This is a genomic window from Mycobacteriales bacterium (genome assembly GCA_036497565.1).
GTDB lineage: Bacteria > Actinomycetota > Actinomycetes > Mycobacteriales > QHCD01 > DASXJE01.
In genome coordinates this window covers 1-13,741 of sequence record DASXJE010000077.1, presented here as the reverse complement: position 1 = coordinate 13,741, position 13,741 = coordinate 1, and the positions used below count along the sequence as shown (strand labels likewise).

The 13,741-nt window shown below is 67.4% G+C and carries 12 protein-coding genes and 1 pseudogene; 8 read left to right on the top strand and 5 right to left on the bottom strand.

The annotated features are described in order from the left end of the window. Nucleotides 1-33: 33 nt before the first annotated feature. The 3 genes from VGH85_06580 to VGH85_06570 form a co-directional block, all read right to left on the bottom strand. On the bottom strand, nt 34-1,347 hold the full coding sequence (locus tag VGH85_06580; protein HEY2173465.1) for a vanadium-dependent haloperoxidase: 1,314 nt from the start codon (nt 1,345-1,347) through the stop codon (nt 34-36). Nucleotides 1,348-1,788: 441 nt separating this feature from the next. Then, a complete protein-coding gene (locus VGH85_06575) occupies nt 1,789-2,391 on the bottom strand; it encodes a YceI family protein (GenBank protein HEY2173464.1) in 603 nt (200 codons plus the stop codon). Nucleotides 2,392-2,804: 413 nt separating this feature from the next. Continuing rightward, nucleotides 2,805-4,193 carry an EAL domain-containing protein gene (locus VGH85_06570; GenBank protein ID HEY2173463.1) on the bottom strand — a complete coding sequence of 463 codons (1,389 nt, stop codon included), beginning with the start codon at nt 4,191-4,193 and terminating at the stop codon, nt 2,805-2,807. An 83-nt stretch (nt 4,194-4,276) separates the two neighbouring features. Here VGH85_06570 and VGH85_06565 point away from each other — a divergent pair. Continuing rightward, nucleotides 4,277-4,390, top strand: a pseudogene (locus VGH85_06565) (alpha-ketoglutarate-dependent dioxygenase AlkB). 715 nt (nt 4,391-5,105) lie between these two features. After that, nucleotides 5,106-5,468 (top strand): response regulator, encoded by a 363-nt coding sequence (locus VGH85_06560; protein HEY2173462.1) that lies wholly within the window; start codon nt 5,106-5,108, stop codon nt 5,466-5,468. Nucleotides 5,469-5,473: 5 nt separating this feature from the next. Here VGH85_06560 and VGH85_06555 read toward each other — a convergent pair whose 3' ends face one another. Further along, nucleotides 5,474-6,130, bottom strand: coding sequence for a response regulator transcription factor (locus tag VGH85_06555; GenBank protein ID HEY2173461.1), 657 nt, complete (start codon nt 6,128-6,130; stop codon nt 5,474-5,476). Nucleotides 6,131-6,403: 273 nt separating this feature from the next. Here VGH85_06555 and VGH85_06550 point away from each other — a divergent pair, with 273 nt between their 5' ends. Further along, nucleotides 6,404-7,918: a DUF4118 domain-containing protein gene (locus VGH85_06550; GenBank protein ID HEY2173460.1), complete on the top strand. Its 1,515-nt coding sequence runs from the start codon at nt 6,404-6,406 to the stop codon at nt 7,916-7,918. A gap of 202 nt (nt 7,919-8,120) precedes the next feature. On the opposite strand, the gene VGH85_06545 is transcribed toward VGH85_06550, so the two are convergent. Continuing rightward, complete coding sequence (locus tag VGH85_06545; GenBank protein HEY2173459.1) at nt 8,121-9,023, bottom strand: LysR family transcriptional regulator; 903 nt, start codon at nt 9,021-9,023, stop codon at nt 8,121-8,123. A gap of 191 nt (nt 9,024-9,214) precedes the next feature. Here VGH85_06545 and VGH85_06540 point away from each other — a divergent pair, with 191 nt between their 5' ends. The 5 genes from VGH85_06540 to VGH85_06520 all read left to right on the top strand — a co-directional run bounded on the left by VGH85_06540 (nt 9,215) and on the right by VGH85_06520 (nt 13,482). Further along, nucleotides 9,215-9,964: an SDR family NAD(P)-dependent oxidoreductase gene (locus VGH85_06540; protein HEY2173458.1), complete on the top strand. Its 750-nt coding sequence runs from the start codon at nt 9,215-9,217 to the stop codon at nt 9,962-9,964. A gap of 91 nt (nt 9,965-10,055) precedes the next feature. Next, nucleotides 10,056-11,093, top strand: coding sequence for a sigma-70 family RNA polymerase sigma factor (locus VGH85_06535; protein HEY2173457.1), 1,038 nt, complete (start codon nt 10,056-10,058; stop codon nt 11,091-11,093). Beyond that, nucleotides 11,093-11,857: a DUF427 domain-containing protein gene (locus VGH85_06530; protein HEY2173456.1), complete on the top strand. Its 765-nt coding sequence runs from the start codon at nt 11,093-11,095 to the stop codon at nt 11,855-11,857. The genes VGH85_06535 and VGH85_06530 overlap by 1 nt, the downstream gene beginning before the upstream one ends. A gap of 331 nt (nt 11,858-12,188) precedes the next feature. Beyond that, nucleotides 12,189-12,989, top strand: coding sequence for an SDR family oxidoreductase (locus VGH85_06525; protein ID HEY2173455.1), 801 nt, complete (start codon nt 12,189-12,191; stop codon nt 12,987-12,989). A gap of 13 nt (nt 12,990-13,002) precedes the next feature. Next, on the top strand, nt 13,003-13,482 hold the full coding sequence (locus tag VGH85_06520) for a peroxiredoxin family protein (GenBank protein HEY2173454.1): 480 nt from the start codon (nt 13,003-13,005) through the stop codon (nt 13,480-13,482). Nucleotides 13,483-13,741 lie beyond the last annotated feature (259 nt).

Below are 13,741 nucleotides of genomic sequence, written 5' to 3'. Positions count from 1 at the left end.
GAATGTTGTCGAGGTGGGTCAGCCGACGTCGGCCTAACCCGCGTTCAGTTCATGCAGTGCGAACGTGGCGACCTGGTGGCCGAGCTGCTGGCCTGCTTGGTCGTCGAGTGCGGTGTGCTGGCCGGCGAGGATGCGGCTAAACCCTGCCTCGACCGCCGCTGCTTGCACGTTGGTGAAGGTGCGGACGACTCCGGGCATGTTGTCCGACGTCACGGTGATCGCCTGGTGCTTGCCGAAGAACGTGGTGAGCACGGTGGCGGCAGCTGCACTGATCGTGCTGTGTGCGCCGGGGTAGGAAGGATCGGCGGCCGTGACCGCCAACGGGTTCCAGGTGGGTGCGTTGGGGTCGAAGGCGATGGCCGTGTTGTAGCCGCTGTTTCCGGCCCGGATCGCGGTCACTGGTCGCCACACGTGGTAGACGTACTTGGCGTCGTACAGCGCGATGGTCGCGTCTGCGACGGAGAGGTCGAGGTTCACGAACACAGTGGCGGCGCGCTGCAGGTTGGCGTGTTGGTCAGTCAGCAACGTTTGCGCGATCTGGTTCCAGGTGTTCCAGATCGGTGCCGAGCCCCAGAATTTCGCCTCTGTCGTCTGATCAGCCGTACGGACGGTACTGGTGTCTTGCCCGAGGGCCTTGACCTGGTTCACGGCGGCGGCGTACGTCATGCTGCTGACCGGCGGCGGCGCGGTCGGCCGGAACTGGGAACCGCTGGTGAGCAGGAACGGTGTGACCGAGCCCCAGGTGGTGAAGACCGGTGTCGGGAAGTTCGGCGGTGTCGGCCGGTAGTCACCTGGCTGGGTGCCGGCGACGAACGGCGGCGGGGTCGCTGCGGATCCGTCGAAGGCCCGTAGGTCGACGAGGAGCTGTGCGACCGTCGCGCCGGCTTGACGCCCGTCGCGTGTGCCCTGGTTGTCGGGGATCGCTGCGAGTTCGGTGCTGAGTTGCTGGTCGATGCCGTTCGTCGCCGCTGGGTAGAGCGCCGTCAACACGTCGTGCGCGGCTTGGTCGGCGGCCGCATCCGCTCGCGCGTCGCGCGGCGCCGGCACCGAGAACAGGTACGGCTGACCGATGCGCGTGGTGGAGGCCACGGCGTCGTACTCAGCCGCCTGCAGGATCGCGAAGCTTCGGGTCGGTTGGATCGTCGCCGGTTGCGGGCCCGGCGTACCGAGCAGAGTGATGAGCTCGCGGTTCCAGTCGACGATCGACTGCCCGGATCCGTGGGCCGATGACCCAATCCCCTTGCCCGGAGCCGGATGGCCGCCCTGAGTGGCTGCGTAGGCGGTTCCGGTGGTTCCGACGAGCACCGCGGCGGCGAGCCCGGTGAGGGCCCTTGTCCTTGTGCGCATGCGTCCTCATTTCTGTGCCGTGGATCGGAGACAGGTGGCAACTCGCTTTGGTGTTCGCTGACTAATACGGCCGCGGGTTACGCGGCGTATCTCGAACGAGCGATGTGCAGGAAGTCGCGGTCAACCGCGGCGGTGCCGTCAGCGTGCCCGCGCCGGGAGACCGGGAGTGATCAACGGGCCGTAAGGATGATCATGAACGCACCGCCCAGCAGCTGACGGAACCAGTTGGAGCCGTGGACGAGTTCTTCGTAGGCCCACACGGTCATCGCCAGATGCACCATCGAGGTCAGGTACGGACGGCCAGCTGCGGCTACGAAGTGGTGAGCCCAGCCAGCGATCCAGGCCGTCAGGAGCGCCGATGATCGGACGTCGCAGTGCCCGTCGGGCGCTGTCCGGAGGGGTCACTACCAGCGGCCCCCGCCCCGAGCATTCGGCGATGCCCTAGTCGCTTCTGCGGCGCCATGTACGCGCAGGTGCGAGTTCGTTGCCAGCGTCCTCGATCGGGCGGTCGAGGACGACCGAGCAGGTCATGGCGACGCGACGGGACATCGCCGGAATCCGTTGGCTGGTGATCCAGGTCGAGTCAAGTACCCACCGGCCAGTGAGCGTCACCCCGCCGTCTCCTGGGTTCGCGTGGCGCAGGTCGGCGTCGAGCTCACACACGATCGGGTGGTCGGTTCCCTTGACCTGCAGGTCTCCGATGGCCCTCCATCCGGTCGGGACGCAGACCAGCATCTGCGACCGGAAGTTGATCTCCGGGTGATCCTCGACGTCTAGGAAGCCGGGACCGGCGAGCAGCCGGTCAAGCATGCGATTCCCAGTGCTCACCTCGCTCGTGATGGCAGTCAGATGTACTGCTGAGTCCTCGACCGAAGCGGCCACGATCGCTGCTCCGCTCAAGGGCAACCGACCCCGAACAGACCTGCCGGCGACGCGTGCCGTAAACGACGCATGTGATCGCACCGGGTCGACCCGCCAGTCGCCGAGCGGCACATAGGTCTGGTCGGGCTTCGCTACCCGAACAGCGGAGGTGTCCGTCGTCATGATGTTTCTCCTTTGGCGTGGCGACGCCGAGTGAGCGGCGCGTCCCGCCTAAGGCCGGGACGCCGGCGACTCCGGTGAGCCGTCGTGAACAGATACGCAACGGAGATACGCACGAACTAGCCAGGGTGCCAACTCGTGCCCGCTGGATCGCGATGTAACGCGCAGCGGTATCTATCGATGCACCGCTCCAAAGCGGAGCAGGCGCTCATGCGCCACCGGGTGCACGGACCGGGTCACGATGTACCCGCTGTTCGATGCATCACCCACGAAGAGAGGAAGCCATGAGACACGTCTCACCGTTGCCGCTATCGGGGTGGCCGTCGCCGCGACCGTGCTCGCGGGAGGGTGGCCGGTCGTATCGCGAACCGTAGCGCCAGGTTTCGCAGCAGATCATGCGATCAACTTTTGTCGCGTCAGTTCCTGGATACCGGCGTCCGGTCGTCGTACCGCGCCGGTGCGGCGAACAGGTAACCCTGTGCCGCGTCGATGCCGAGCCGCGTCGCGGCGTCTTGTTCGGCGGCGGTTTCGACGCCCTCGGCGGTGACGACCGCGCCGACTGCGTGGGCGAAGCCGACCATTGCGGTGACCAGCGCGGCGCGGGCCTGGTCGCGGTCGAGGTCTCGCACGATGTCACGGTCGAGTTTGATGATGTCCGGCCGTAGCCGCAGGATGTGCCGGAACGAGGCGTAGCCGGAGCCGGCGTCGTCGATGGCGAGTCGCACGCCGCGGCGACGCAACGCGGCGAGCGCCGCGTCGAGGGCGGGGTAGTCCTGGACCGACACGTGTTCGGTGAGTTCGACGACGATGCGGTGCAGCGGGATGCGGGGCTGGATCAGTGTCGGCAGGAACTGGTTGCTGGCCACGGTCGCGGGGGCCGCGTTGATCGACACGTATCCGCCTGAGGGGAGCGCGTGTGCCGCGGTCAGCGCGGTCTGGATCGCGTACAGGTCGAGTTGGGTGCCCAGTCCGACTTCTTCGGCGTCGGCGAACCAGCGATCCGGCGGTTGCGCCGGGTCGGCCGCGAACCGCGACAGCGCTTCATGCCCCAGCACGGTGCCGGTCCGCAGATCGACGATCGGCTGGAAGAAGGTCCGGATGGCTTCGGTCTCGATGACACCGAGGATGCGGCTGCGCAGCTTGTCGCGCGCGATGCGGCGAACCGACTCGTCGCCGAGCCGGCGGGTGGTGGCGGTGAACCCGACCACGTCACCCACGGCATCGAGCCGGACGACACCGGAGCTTTCGACGAGTTGGGTCCCGCCGTCGACATGTCGCATCTCCAAGACCCGGTTGGTCCAGCCGGCCCGCTCCCGCACGTAGGTCGCGATCATCTCGCGCGCCGCGGCCTGCTTCTCGTCCGGAACAAGAACGAGCACGCTCTCGCCGAGCAGCGCCGCGGGGTCGATACCGAACATCGACCGTGCCACGCCGCTCATGTAGGTCACCACACCATCCGGGGTGATCTCCCAGATCAACTCCTGCCCGGTCGATTCGGCGCAATCCAACAGCCGCGCCTTCTCGGCCTCCCCGGCCCGAGCCGCGTCTTCGCGAGCTCTGGCCGCGGCTTCTCGATCGCGGGCCGCGTGCACGTCACGCGCCAGCCGCAACCCCACACCGGCCAGCAACGGAAAGGCCGCGAAGCCAGCCCACGCCAGGACCAGCCCGGCGGTCGAGCGGTCGCCGAGCTCCCGTACGCCATGGGTGATGAGCACGACTGCGGCGAACAGCAGCACGGATACATCGGGCAGGTGGGACCGCCACCGGGCATTGCTCGAGCCGCGAAACGCGGGCAAACCAGTCACATCACGATCATTCGGCTACCCAGCCGGTTTCTTTACCTAACGTCGCGTTCGAGTTGCGTCCATGGACGCAACTCGACCCCGCTGCCCGCCTCGGGACGCATCAGGACAAAGACGAAGCCGCCGACGCGCCGGTGGTGTCTCTCAGGGTCGGCGACACCTGCCGGTTCCGACTCGGCACCACGACCAACCGCGGAAAGACTGCCCCAAATCACGCAATACATGCACCCCGGACGGTCGAAGCGCTGGCGGTGATACCAACCCAAAGTTCCTGCTGGCCGGTATCGCAGGATGGCCGCTGCCCGCAACGACAGGACACGTGCGGCGGCGGCACTATCGGAGCATGCGTTTAGGCGGTGAGCAGCATGCGTTCAGGCGGTGAGCGGAGTGCAGAAGCCGGGGTCCGGGCCGCCCGATGCGCTGAAACATGTGCGGTCCATTCCGCTGGCCGGGGATGGTCGCCACGATGACGACCGCATCGCCCCCGCTTGTATGCGGTGACTGGGCGCCGACATCGCGGCTAAATGCGCAAGCCGCATCTCGGCTGCCGACGAGCCCTCTCGAGAAGTCCGCGACCCTTCCGGCACTTGCACGTGACCCGGGACGTGACGGGTCGGGAGCCGGACCGGTCGGCGTCACCGTTTCACATAACCGAGTTTCGTCGCGAACGGTGGGAGAGGTGAGAATAGCCGCCATCACTTCCCAGTCGTCGTACCGCTGATCCGGCCCAACCAAGGACCGTTCCCCTCACTCAGCGGGTATCGGCGCCGTTCACGACCGGGCACCGCCCCTCCCCGGTGCCCCGGAGGGGAGGGACAAATGTCCCTCCCCTCCGTTGTAATGGCCGGATTCAGCCGGCGAATCTTCCGGGTACCCGGGATGCGAGCGTGCCGACCACGGTCGACAGTGGGACAAGTGGTGCTGCGCTGCGTGATCGTCGACGACAGTCGGCGTTTCGTCGAGGCAGCGCGCGCTTTGTTGGAATCGCAAGGTATCCAGATTGTCGCCGTCGCGACCAACGGCGACCAAGCAGTCGATGCCTGCCGGCGGTTGACGCCAGACGTGATCCTGCTCGATGTCGAGCTCGGCACCGAGAGTGGCTTCGAAGTTGCCCGTCGCCTCGCGAACGTTGACGAGGCTTCACCGGTCATCCTCATGTCCACGCACACCGAGTTGGAGTACCGCGACTTGATCGCGGAAAGTCCGGTCATCGGGTTTCTTCCCAAGGTTGAACTCTCCGCAGCGGGAATCCGAAACTTGCTGCCCCGGTCGAACTGACGCGCTCACCCGCCGCCGAGGAACGTGACAACGGCCAGGACGCGGCGGTGATCGTCCTCGGTTTCGGTTAGGCCGAGTTTCGTCATGATGCTCCGCACGTGTTTCTCCACGGTGCCCTCGCTGACCCAGAGCCGTCGCGCAATGCCGGCGTTCGACCGACCCTCGGCCATCAACGCCAGTACCTCCCGCTCGCGCGTGCTCAACGCCTCGAGAGGATCGTTGCGCCTGCGGGCAGCGACCAGTTCCTGGACGAGGGCTGGGTCGACGACCGAGGCGCCGCGGGCGACGCGGTCGAGCGTGTCGATGAATTCGGCGACGTCGGTGACCCGGGTCTTGAGCAGGTACCCGATCTTGCGAGCACCTTCCTCGAGTAGTTCCATCGCATGCTCCACCTCGATGTAAGCCGAGAGCACGACGATGCCAATATCTGGCCACTGCGCCCGGATGGCCCGCGCTGCATCAAGCCCCTCGATGCTGTGTTCGGGTGGCATTCGGATGTCGACGATCACCAGATCTGGCGTGGTCTCCCGCACCAACCGGAGGAGTGTCTCGGCGTCACCGCCTTGTCCAAGCACGTCGAACCCGGACCGCTCGAGCAGGCTGGCCAGACCCTCACGAAGCAGCACGTCATCCTCGGCCAAGACGACACGCCACCCGATCATTGTCGTTGCTCAGCCGAGCCGGGCGGGTCGCACCGGGCAGCGGCGGTTGGGAGTTGCGCGACTGGTCGTGGCTGGTGCCATGCCTCAACCTATCGCCGAGGCGAGTGGCCGACGACGCTATCGTTTCCGGCAAGCCCGGCAAATCTGGGCGGAAATCTAGTTCTCGGTCCCCCTCCTGGGTTAGCTTGGCTTCGTGAGCGCATCGGCGCTCGACGACGACGGGCGCGCCACGGGCTCGCCTGACTGTGCTGACTCAGCTTTGCCGGACGCGCTATGACGGAGGCCGTCTGGCGGAGGCTCATCAAGCGAACCACTGTCACCGATCGTCACGAGGCCAGGCGGGCGCGCGCCCGCCGATGGGTTACCGCCGTGGCCACCAGCGCTGTCCTAGTCATCGCGGTAAGTCTCGCCGTTTCGGTACTGGACGATCACGCGCCGGTCCTGCCGTTGATCGTGCTCTACCTGCTCGCGGTCGTCCCCGTAGCGGTGCTTTGGGGCATGGGTCTCGCGACCGCCACCAGCGTGGCGAGCGTTCTGGTGTTCGCCTACTTCTTTGTGCCGGCCGGCGGTCATGTCGCGCTCGCCACGTCGGACACCTGGTACACGCTGTTCGTCTTCGAGTTCACTGCGGTGGTGGTGGCCGAACTGACCACCCGCTCGCAGCGAGCGGCCCGTACGTCGGTCCGGCTTGCCGATGAGCAGCGCGCGCTACGTCGGGTCGCGACCGTCGTCGCCCAGCAGGCGACCACCCCGGACGAACTGTATGTATTGATCTGCCGCGAAGTCGGCACAATGCTGTCGGCCGATCTTGCATTGATAGGACAGTTCGACGAAGACAGAAGCACCCGGGTCATGGGCCGGTGGATCAGATCGGCCCGACTTGGCAAGAGAGACCCCACAGCCGTGATCCGCGTCATCGAGCTGATCTCGCAGACCAACCGCCCGGCTGGGGCCGAGGCCCCTCGGCAAGCCGCCGCCACCTCCGACGTCACAATGTCCGCCGTGGGCGCACCGATCATGGTCGAGGGAAGCTTGTGGGGCGCCATCGTGATCGCAGCCGACTCGGTCGCTCTGCCGCCGACCACCAGCGAGCGACTCGCTGACTTCACCGCACTCGTCGCCACGGCCATCGCCAACGCCAAGAACCGCGCCGAGCTGGCCGCCTCACGCCAACGGCTGGTGGTGGCGGGCGACACTGCCCGCCGCCGCATCGAACGGGATCTCCATGACGGCACCCAACAACACCTGGTCGCACACGCGATCGACTTGCAAGCGATCCAACAACGGGTGCCCGCCGAGCTGCCACAACTACACGCCGATCTCGCCCGAGTCATCCGCGGACTGACCGACACACTCGACCACATCCGCGAGATCGCCGGCGGCATTCACCCAGCAATTTTGGCCCAAGGCGGTCTCGGCCCGGCCCTGAAAACCCTAGCTCGACGTTGCCCCGTCCCGGTCGAAGTCGAGGTAAACATCGCTCGGCGCCCATCCGATCAAGTCGAAGTCGCCGCCTACTACGTCGTCGCCGAATCCCTCACCAACGCCGTCAAGCACGCCAACGCCACACTGATCCAGATCACCGGCGACGTCGACGAAGACCAACTCCGCATACGTATCCGCGATGACGGCCACGGAGGCGCCAACCCGGCCCGTGGCTCGGGGCTCGTCGGAGTCACCGACCGCGCCGAAGCACTTGGGGGCACGCTCACTGTGCACAGTGCACCCCACGCCGGAACAAGCGTCGAACTCACGCTACCGATCCACTCTGGCAGCGCAACACCCTAACCGGACGCCGGGGTCTATCTGGGTCTATCTCGCTGACGTTGTGCGGGGCGTGTCAGATCGGACGTGTAAGTGACGTGGCCTGACTCTGAGTCCTAGCGACTCGGAAAGGGACTGAGCTCGGTGAGCACGTACGCCGTCGTCGTTCCCTCCTCTCGGCCACGAGCGTTCTGCAGAACCGCCAGATGGACGGGACAGCTGGTCTTTACGCGCCCGTATCGAGGATCGCGATCAGCGCTGCGAGGTCGCGGTCGCGGGCCGCGGCAAGCCAGACGGCCCAGGTCCGCCGAACGATCGGGTTCCCGATGAGGGGGTGCCAGGTCATGCCGTCAGGGAGCGGATGTGCCCAACCCGGGGGCGCGAACGCGAAGGCCTTGCCGGTGCGTGCAGCGCCGAGCTTCACTTCGGCGATCAGCGGCCCGCCCTCGCCCCGAGACTGCTCTGTGACGGCGACGCCGTGACCGCGCAAGGTAGCGGCGACCTGGTCGTACCAGGCCGGCGACTCCGATCGGGCGAACGCGATCCACTGCAGCCCCGCCAACTCGTGCAGGTGCACGCCGGTAGGTTCGGCCAGCTCGGCCGAGCGCTCGGCGGACAGGATCACTCCCAGCGATTCCTCGACCACGAGCACGGCCTCGAATCGGTCGTCGGCGGGGCGGTCGCGCACGAGAGCTACCTCGAGTTCGGCGGCGTGCAACGCCGACATCTGCGCCGAGCTGGAGGCGTGCAGGAGTTCGACCTTGGTGTCGGGGTAGTCGGCCGCGAGCTGCGCCAGCGCACTGGGCAGCACGTCGACAGCGAACTCCAACGGCACACCGACGCGAATCCGTCCGTGGCTGGTCGCCGTCGGGGCGGCCACGGCGGCGAGCAACTCGTCGTGGTGGGCGATCAGGTTACGCGCGCCGTGGAGCAAGAGCTTTCCGGATTCAGTTGGGCGAGCGCCGGTGTGATCGCGCACCAGCAGCTGCACACCGAGCTGCCGCTCCAGTGAGCGGACAGTCTGCGACAGCGCGGACTGGCTGACGTGCAGGCGCCGCGCGGCCGCCGACAGTCCGCCTTCCTCGACGACGGCGACGAACGCCCGCAGCTCGCGAATCTCCACGACCATCCATTGTTCCTGCCTTCACGCACGCGGCAGCGCAGTCGGTCGTCGACCGGCTAGAAGCACCGCTTATGACCGCCAGCGGCAAGACCGTCAACCGGTCGGCAATACACCGCTCGGACCGGAGGTTGGCCTTGCCGGACAGCGCGGGAGCGTTCCGCAGACCAATTCCCGGCCCAGAGCGAAAGGGACCTCACATGACTACTGACCTGACCGGATCGGTGGCCCTGGTCACGGGCGGCAACAGCGGCATCGGTCGGGCTACCGCCCGCGATCTTGCTGACCACGGCGCCCACGTGATCGTGACCGGCCGCGACGTCGCCCGCGGCGATCAGATCGTGGCCGATATTCGCGCCGCCGGCGGCAAGGCCGAATTCATCGCCGCGGCGCTCAGCGACCAGGCCAGCGCCCGCACCCTCGCCCGCGAGGCCATCGAACTCGGCGGCGGCCGGGTCGACATCCTGGTCAACAACGCCGGGGTGTTCCCGTTCGGCCCGACCGACTCCCACACCGAGGCCGAGTTCGACTCGGTCTACGACGTCAACGTCAAGGTTCCGTTCTTCCTGGTCGCCGAGCTTGCGCCGGCGATGGCCGCCCGCGGCAAGGGCGCGGTCATCAACATCACCACGATGGTCGCCCAGTACGGACAGGCGGGCATGGCCCTCTACAGCTCCAGTAAGGCCGCCCTTACCCTGCTGACCAAAGCGTGGGCTGCCGAATACGGCCCATCGGGTGTGCGGGTGAACGCCGTCTCCCCCGGTCCGACCCGCACCGAGGGCACCGCCGTCATGGGCGACGCCCAGGACCAGCTGGCTGCGGCCACCCCGCACGGCAAGGTCGGCCAGCCCGAGGACATCGCGCACGCCGTCACCTACCTCGCCGGCGACGACGCTGCCTACGTCTATGGCGCGGTCCTGCCCGTCGACGGGGGCCGCATCGCTATCTAAGCGCCTGCACCGGCGGTCTCCGAGTCCGCCGAAGCAAGACCGGCGCTCGGCCAAGGGGCGCCATGGGGACGGGCCGGATGAAGGAGCCGATATGGACACCACGATGATCAGCGTCGCTGCTGCCCGGGCCGTCGGGCCCGCGACAGCGGTCGACCCTGAGCTGGCGGTGACCCGCGCCGCGGGTAACGAGCAGTGGCTTGACACGCTCGCCGCCGGCGGGCGCCCACGGGAGCAGGCCGTGGAACGGCTACATGCCCTGCTGCTGCGTGTCGCCCGGGCCGAGCTGGGCCGCCGCTCGAACCAACACGCACTGACCGGCCCTGAACTCGACGACCTGGCCCATCAGGCCGCCGCCGACGCGGTGCTGGCGATCCTCGGCAAGCTGGACCAATTTCGTGGGGAGAGCCGGTTCACCACGTGGGCGTACCGGTTCGCGGTGCTCGAGGTCTCGACCAAACTCGGGCGCCACTTCTGGCACCGGCACCCCGCGAGCGTCCTGGAGGCCGACGACTGGGATCGGCTACCGGACCGCTTCGGTATGCGGCCCGACGAGCACGCGCAGCACGTCGAACTCGTGACCGCGGTCCGCGAGGCCGTCCAGACCGCGCTGACCGAACGGCAGCGATCAGTGTTTCTCGCCCTGGTGGTCAACGCAGTGCCCCTGGACGCCGTGGTCGCCCAAACCGGATCCACCCGCAACGCGATCTACAAAACGATGTTCGACGCCCGACGTAAGTTGCGGGCCGCGCTCGCCGCTAACGGATATGTGGATGGTCCCGACGTTGCGCGGCAGCCCAGCCACGGCAAGGGTGGAACACGACAAGGGGACCGAGGTGAGGCGGCCATGACGGGGTGGGCCGAGCTGGAGCAGTTCCTCCGAACCGATCCCGCCGATGTCGGCTGCGACCAGGCCCTGCAGATGCTGCATGTCTACACCGAGCTTGTCCGCGATCCCAGCCTGGGGCCGAGCGCGGCCGATCGGACCGGCGCCGCGCGGGCACGCTATCCCGGGGTCGCGGCTCACCTGGCCGCCTGCGGGCCCTGCGGCGACGACTTCGAGGGACTGCTTGCCGCCGTCCAAGCCGAGGCTCGGGGCGAATTGCCGGCCGAGCCGGAAGGCACACCCTGATGAGTACCTACCCGCCGGACTTGCCGCGGGTCAACGACACCGCCCCGGTGCCTCGCCGGATCCGGGCCGTGGTCGCCGGGCGCGTCATCCTGGACACGACGGCGGCGCTCTATGTCTGGGAGAAGGCCGCCTATCCGCAGTACTACATCCCCTCCGTCGACATCGACCCGGCAGTCCTGCTCGACGAACAGCACGAGCAGAAGCTCAGCCGCGGCACCGCCCGCCGACACACCGTCCGAGTCGGCCACGACGTACGCCCGGCGGCACTGCGGATCTACGGAAACGACGCCACGCACGGTCTCACCGGCTTCGCCCGGGTCGAGTGGGACGCGGTCGACGCCTGGTACGAGGAGGACGAACAAGTCTTCGTCCACCCCCGCGACCCTTACACCCGCGTCGACGCGATACGCAGCACCCGGCACGTACGGGTCGAAGTCGACGGGACAGTGCTCGCCGAATCCGGCTCGCCGGTGCTCGTGTTCGAGACCGGCCTGCCGACCCGCTACTACCTCAACCGCAGCGAAGTCGACTTCACCCGCCTGCGGCCCAGCGACACGGTCACCGCCTGCCCCTACAAAGGGATCACCAGCGGCTACTGGAGCGCCCAGACCGGTGACACGGTTCACCCCGACCTGGCCTGGACCTACGACTTCCCCGCCCGGCAGCTGCAACCCATCGCCGGACTCATCGCCTTCTACAACGAGAAGGTCGACACCATCCTCGACGGGCAACTGCTCGAACGACCGGTAACCCACTTCTCCTGACAGCGCCCGTACTGCCGTGGCTGGCTGCAACCGCCCGGCGGCGCTGAGCCGGGAGCGCGGAGGATCGTCCGAACGAGATCGCTCTGACAACCGTGAACGCCCGCGACGGGCAGGCTCTGCTCCACGCCGCCGGACTGACTGGCCGCCAGTTGCGCGCCGGCCGACGGCCTGACCATCACCTAGGCCCCGGAGATGTCGTCACCGCGTCGGCGTTGCTGCGCCGGTCATGAACTCATCCCAGCCCCGTAGATCGAACACCACCATCGTCGTGACCAAAAATTGATCAACCGTGCTCGGTAAGAGCGCACCGGTCGCTGACGCTAACGACAACATGAGCACAAATGCAGATTCCCTGCGGGGCCGCGTAGCGCTGGTGACCGGCGCAGGTCGGGGCATCGGGCAAGCCGTGGCCCGCGGGCTAGCCGCCCGCGGCGCGAACGTCGCCGTGCTGGCCCGCTCGACCGAACAGGTGATCGATACTGTCACATCGATCTCCGCGTTGGCCTGCGCGCGCCGCGGCGACGCGGTTGCCGTTCCCGCCGATGTCGCCGACAGCGACCAGGTAAGCGATGCGCTCAAATGGATCGAGCACCGATGGGGTTCGGTCGACATCCTTATCAACAACGCGGGGGTCGTCTCGCCACTCGGAGCAAGTACCAGCATCAACCCGGACGAGTGGGCCCGGGCCATGACGGTGAACGTCACCGCTGCGGCCCGGCTGACCTTCACGGTCCTGCCGGCCATGCTCACGGCCGGTTGGGGCCGCATCGTGAACGTCTCCAGCGGGATCGCCGCCAACCCGGCCGGCATGCTGCGCGCCAATGCCTACGCCACCAGCAAGGCCGCGCTTGAATCCCACACCCTCAACCTCGCCGCGGAACTTGCCGAGACCGGCGTCACCGTCAACGTATACCGACCCGGCAGCGTCGACACCGCCATGCAGGCCTACATCCGCTACCAAGACCCAGACCGGATCGGAACCGCCCTGCACGAACGGTTCGTCACCCGTCACGCCGCCGGAACCCTGCTCAGTGCCGAGCAGACGGCCACCTCCCTGCTCTCCCGGATCGGCGGCCAAGCCACCGGACAGATCTGGGACGCCGGCGACCCGCTAGCGAACGACAACACCTGACAGGAGAATCGCAATGACCTTGCTGCACCCCGGCGACCCGTTCCCGAAACTCACCCTGGCCCAGGCCGGCGGCGGATCATTCACCATCCCCGACGACCTCCATGGCAGCTTCGGTGTCGTGCTGTTCAACCGCGGCAGCTGGTGCCCCTACTGCAACGCGCAATTGCGGGCCTTCGAACGCGCAACCGAGCAGCTGGCCGATGTCGGCGCCAAAGTCGTCGCCCTGTCCATCGACGACGAACCCACCGCCACCGAGCTGATCACCAAGCACGGCCTCACCTTCCCGGTCGGTCACAGCGCCGACGCCAAGGCGATCTCCGCCGCCACCGGCGCGATCATCGACCCGACCGGCGGCTACCTGCAGTCCACCGGCTTCGTCCTCGCCCCGGATGGCAAAATCATCGTCAGCGTCTACTCCTCTGGCGCAATCGGGCGCCTCGTCCCGGATGACGTGGTCGGGCTGATCCGCTACGCCCGCGACCACGCCGCCTGAGCAGATGGGACAACACCCCCGCATGACTGATTCATTGCCATCGCCGAACCCCGTTCATTCGTTCTCACCATTGAGTGGCACGGTCCAGACGCTGCGCCGGTTCATCTGTTGGCCCGAAGCCGGACACTCTCGTGGCGGACGCTGAACACGTCGAAGAACTTGTTGCGGAACGCATCCATCGGCCAGACCGGCGCCGAGGCGTTGGGCACCAACCCGCCCTGCCAATGCCACGGCGCAAGCCGGTCGACGACGCTCGGGT

What these genes read in the sequence shown, in the direction of transcription:
- VGH85_06580 (HEY2173465.1), bottom strand. Translation starts at nt 1,347, where the DNA reads ATGCGCACAAGGACAAGGGCCCTCACCGGGCTCGCCGCCGCGGTGCTC.
- VGH85_06575 (HEY2173464.1), bottom strand. Translation starts at nt 2,391, where the DNA reads ATGACGACGGACACCTCCGCTGTTCGGGTAGCGAAGCCCGACCAGACC.
- VGH85_06555 (HEY2173461.1), bottom strand. Translation starts at nt 6,130, where the DNA reads ATGATCGGGTGGCGTGTCGTCTTGGCCGAGGATGACGTGCTGCTTCGT.
- VGH85_06550 (HEY2173460.1), top strand. Translation starts at nt 6,404, where the DNA reads ATGACGGAGGCCGTCTGGCGGAGGCTCATCAAGCGAACCACTGTCACC.
- VGH85_06545 (HEY2173459.1), bottom strand. Translation starts at nt 9,023, where the DNA reads ATGGTCGTGGAGATTCGCGAGCTGCGGGCGTTCGTCGCCGTCGTCGAG.
- VGH85_06540 (HEY2173458.1), top strand. Translation starts at nt 9,215, where the DNA reads ATGACTACTGACCTGACCGGATCGGTGGCCCTGGTCACGGGCGGCAAC.
- VGH85_06535 (HEY2173457.1), top strand. Translation starts at nt 10,056, where the DNA reads ATGGACACCACGATGATCAGCGTCGCTGCTGCCCGGGCCGTCGGGCCC.
- VGH85_06530 (HEY2173456.1), top strand. Translation starts at nt 11,093, where the DNA reads ATGAGTACCTACCCGCCGGACTTGCCGCGGGTCAACGACACCGCCCCG.
- VGH85_06525 (HEY2173455.1), top strand. Translation starts at nt 12,189, where the DNA reads ATGAGCACAAATGCAGATTCCCTGCGGGGCCGCGTAGCGCTGGTGACC.
- VGH85_06520 (HEY2173454.1), top strand. Translation starts at nt 13,003, where the DNA reads ATGACCTTGCTGCACCCCGGCGACCCGTTCCCGAAACTCACCCTGGCC.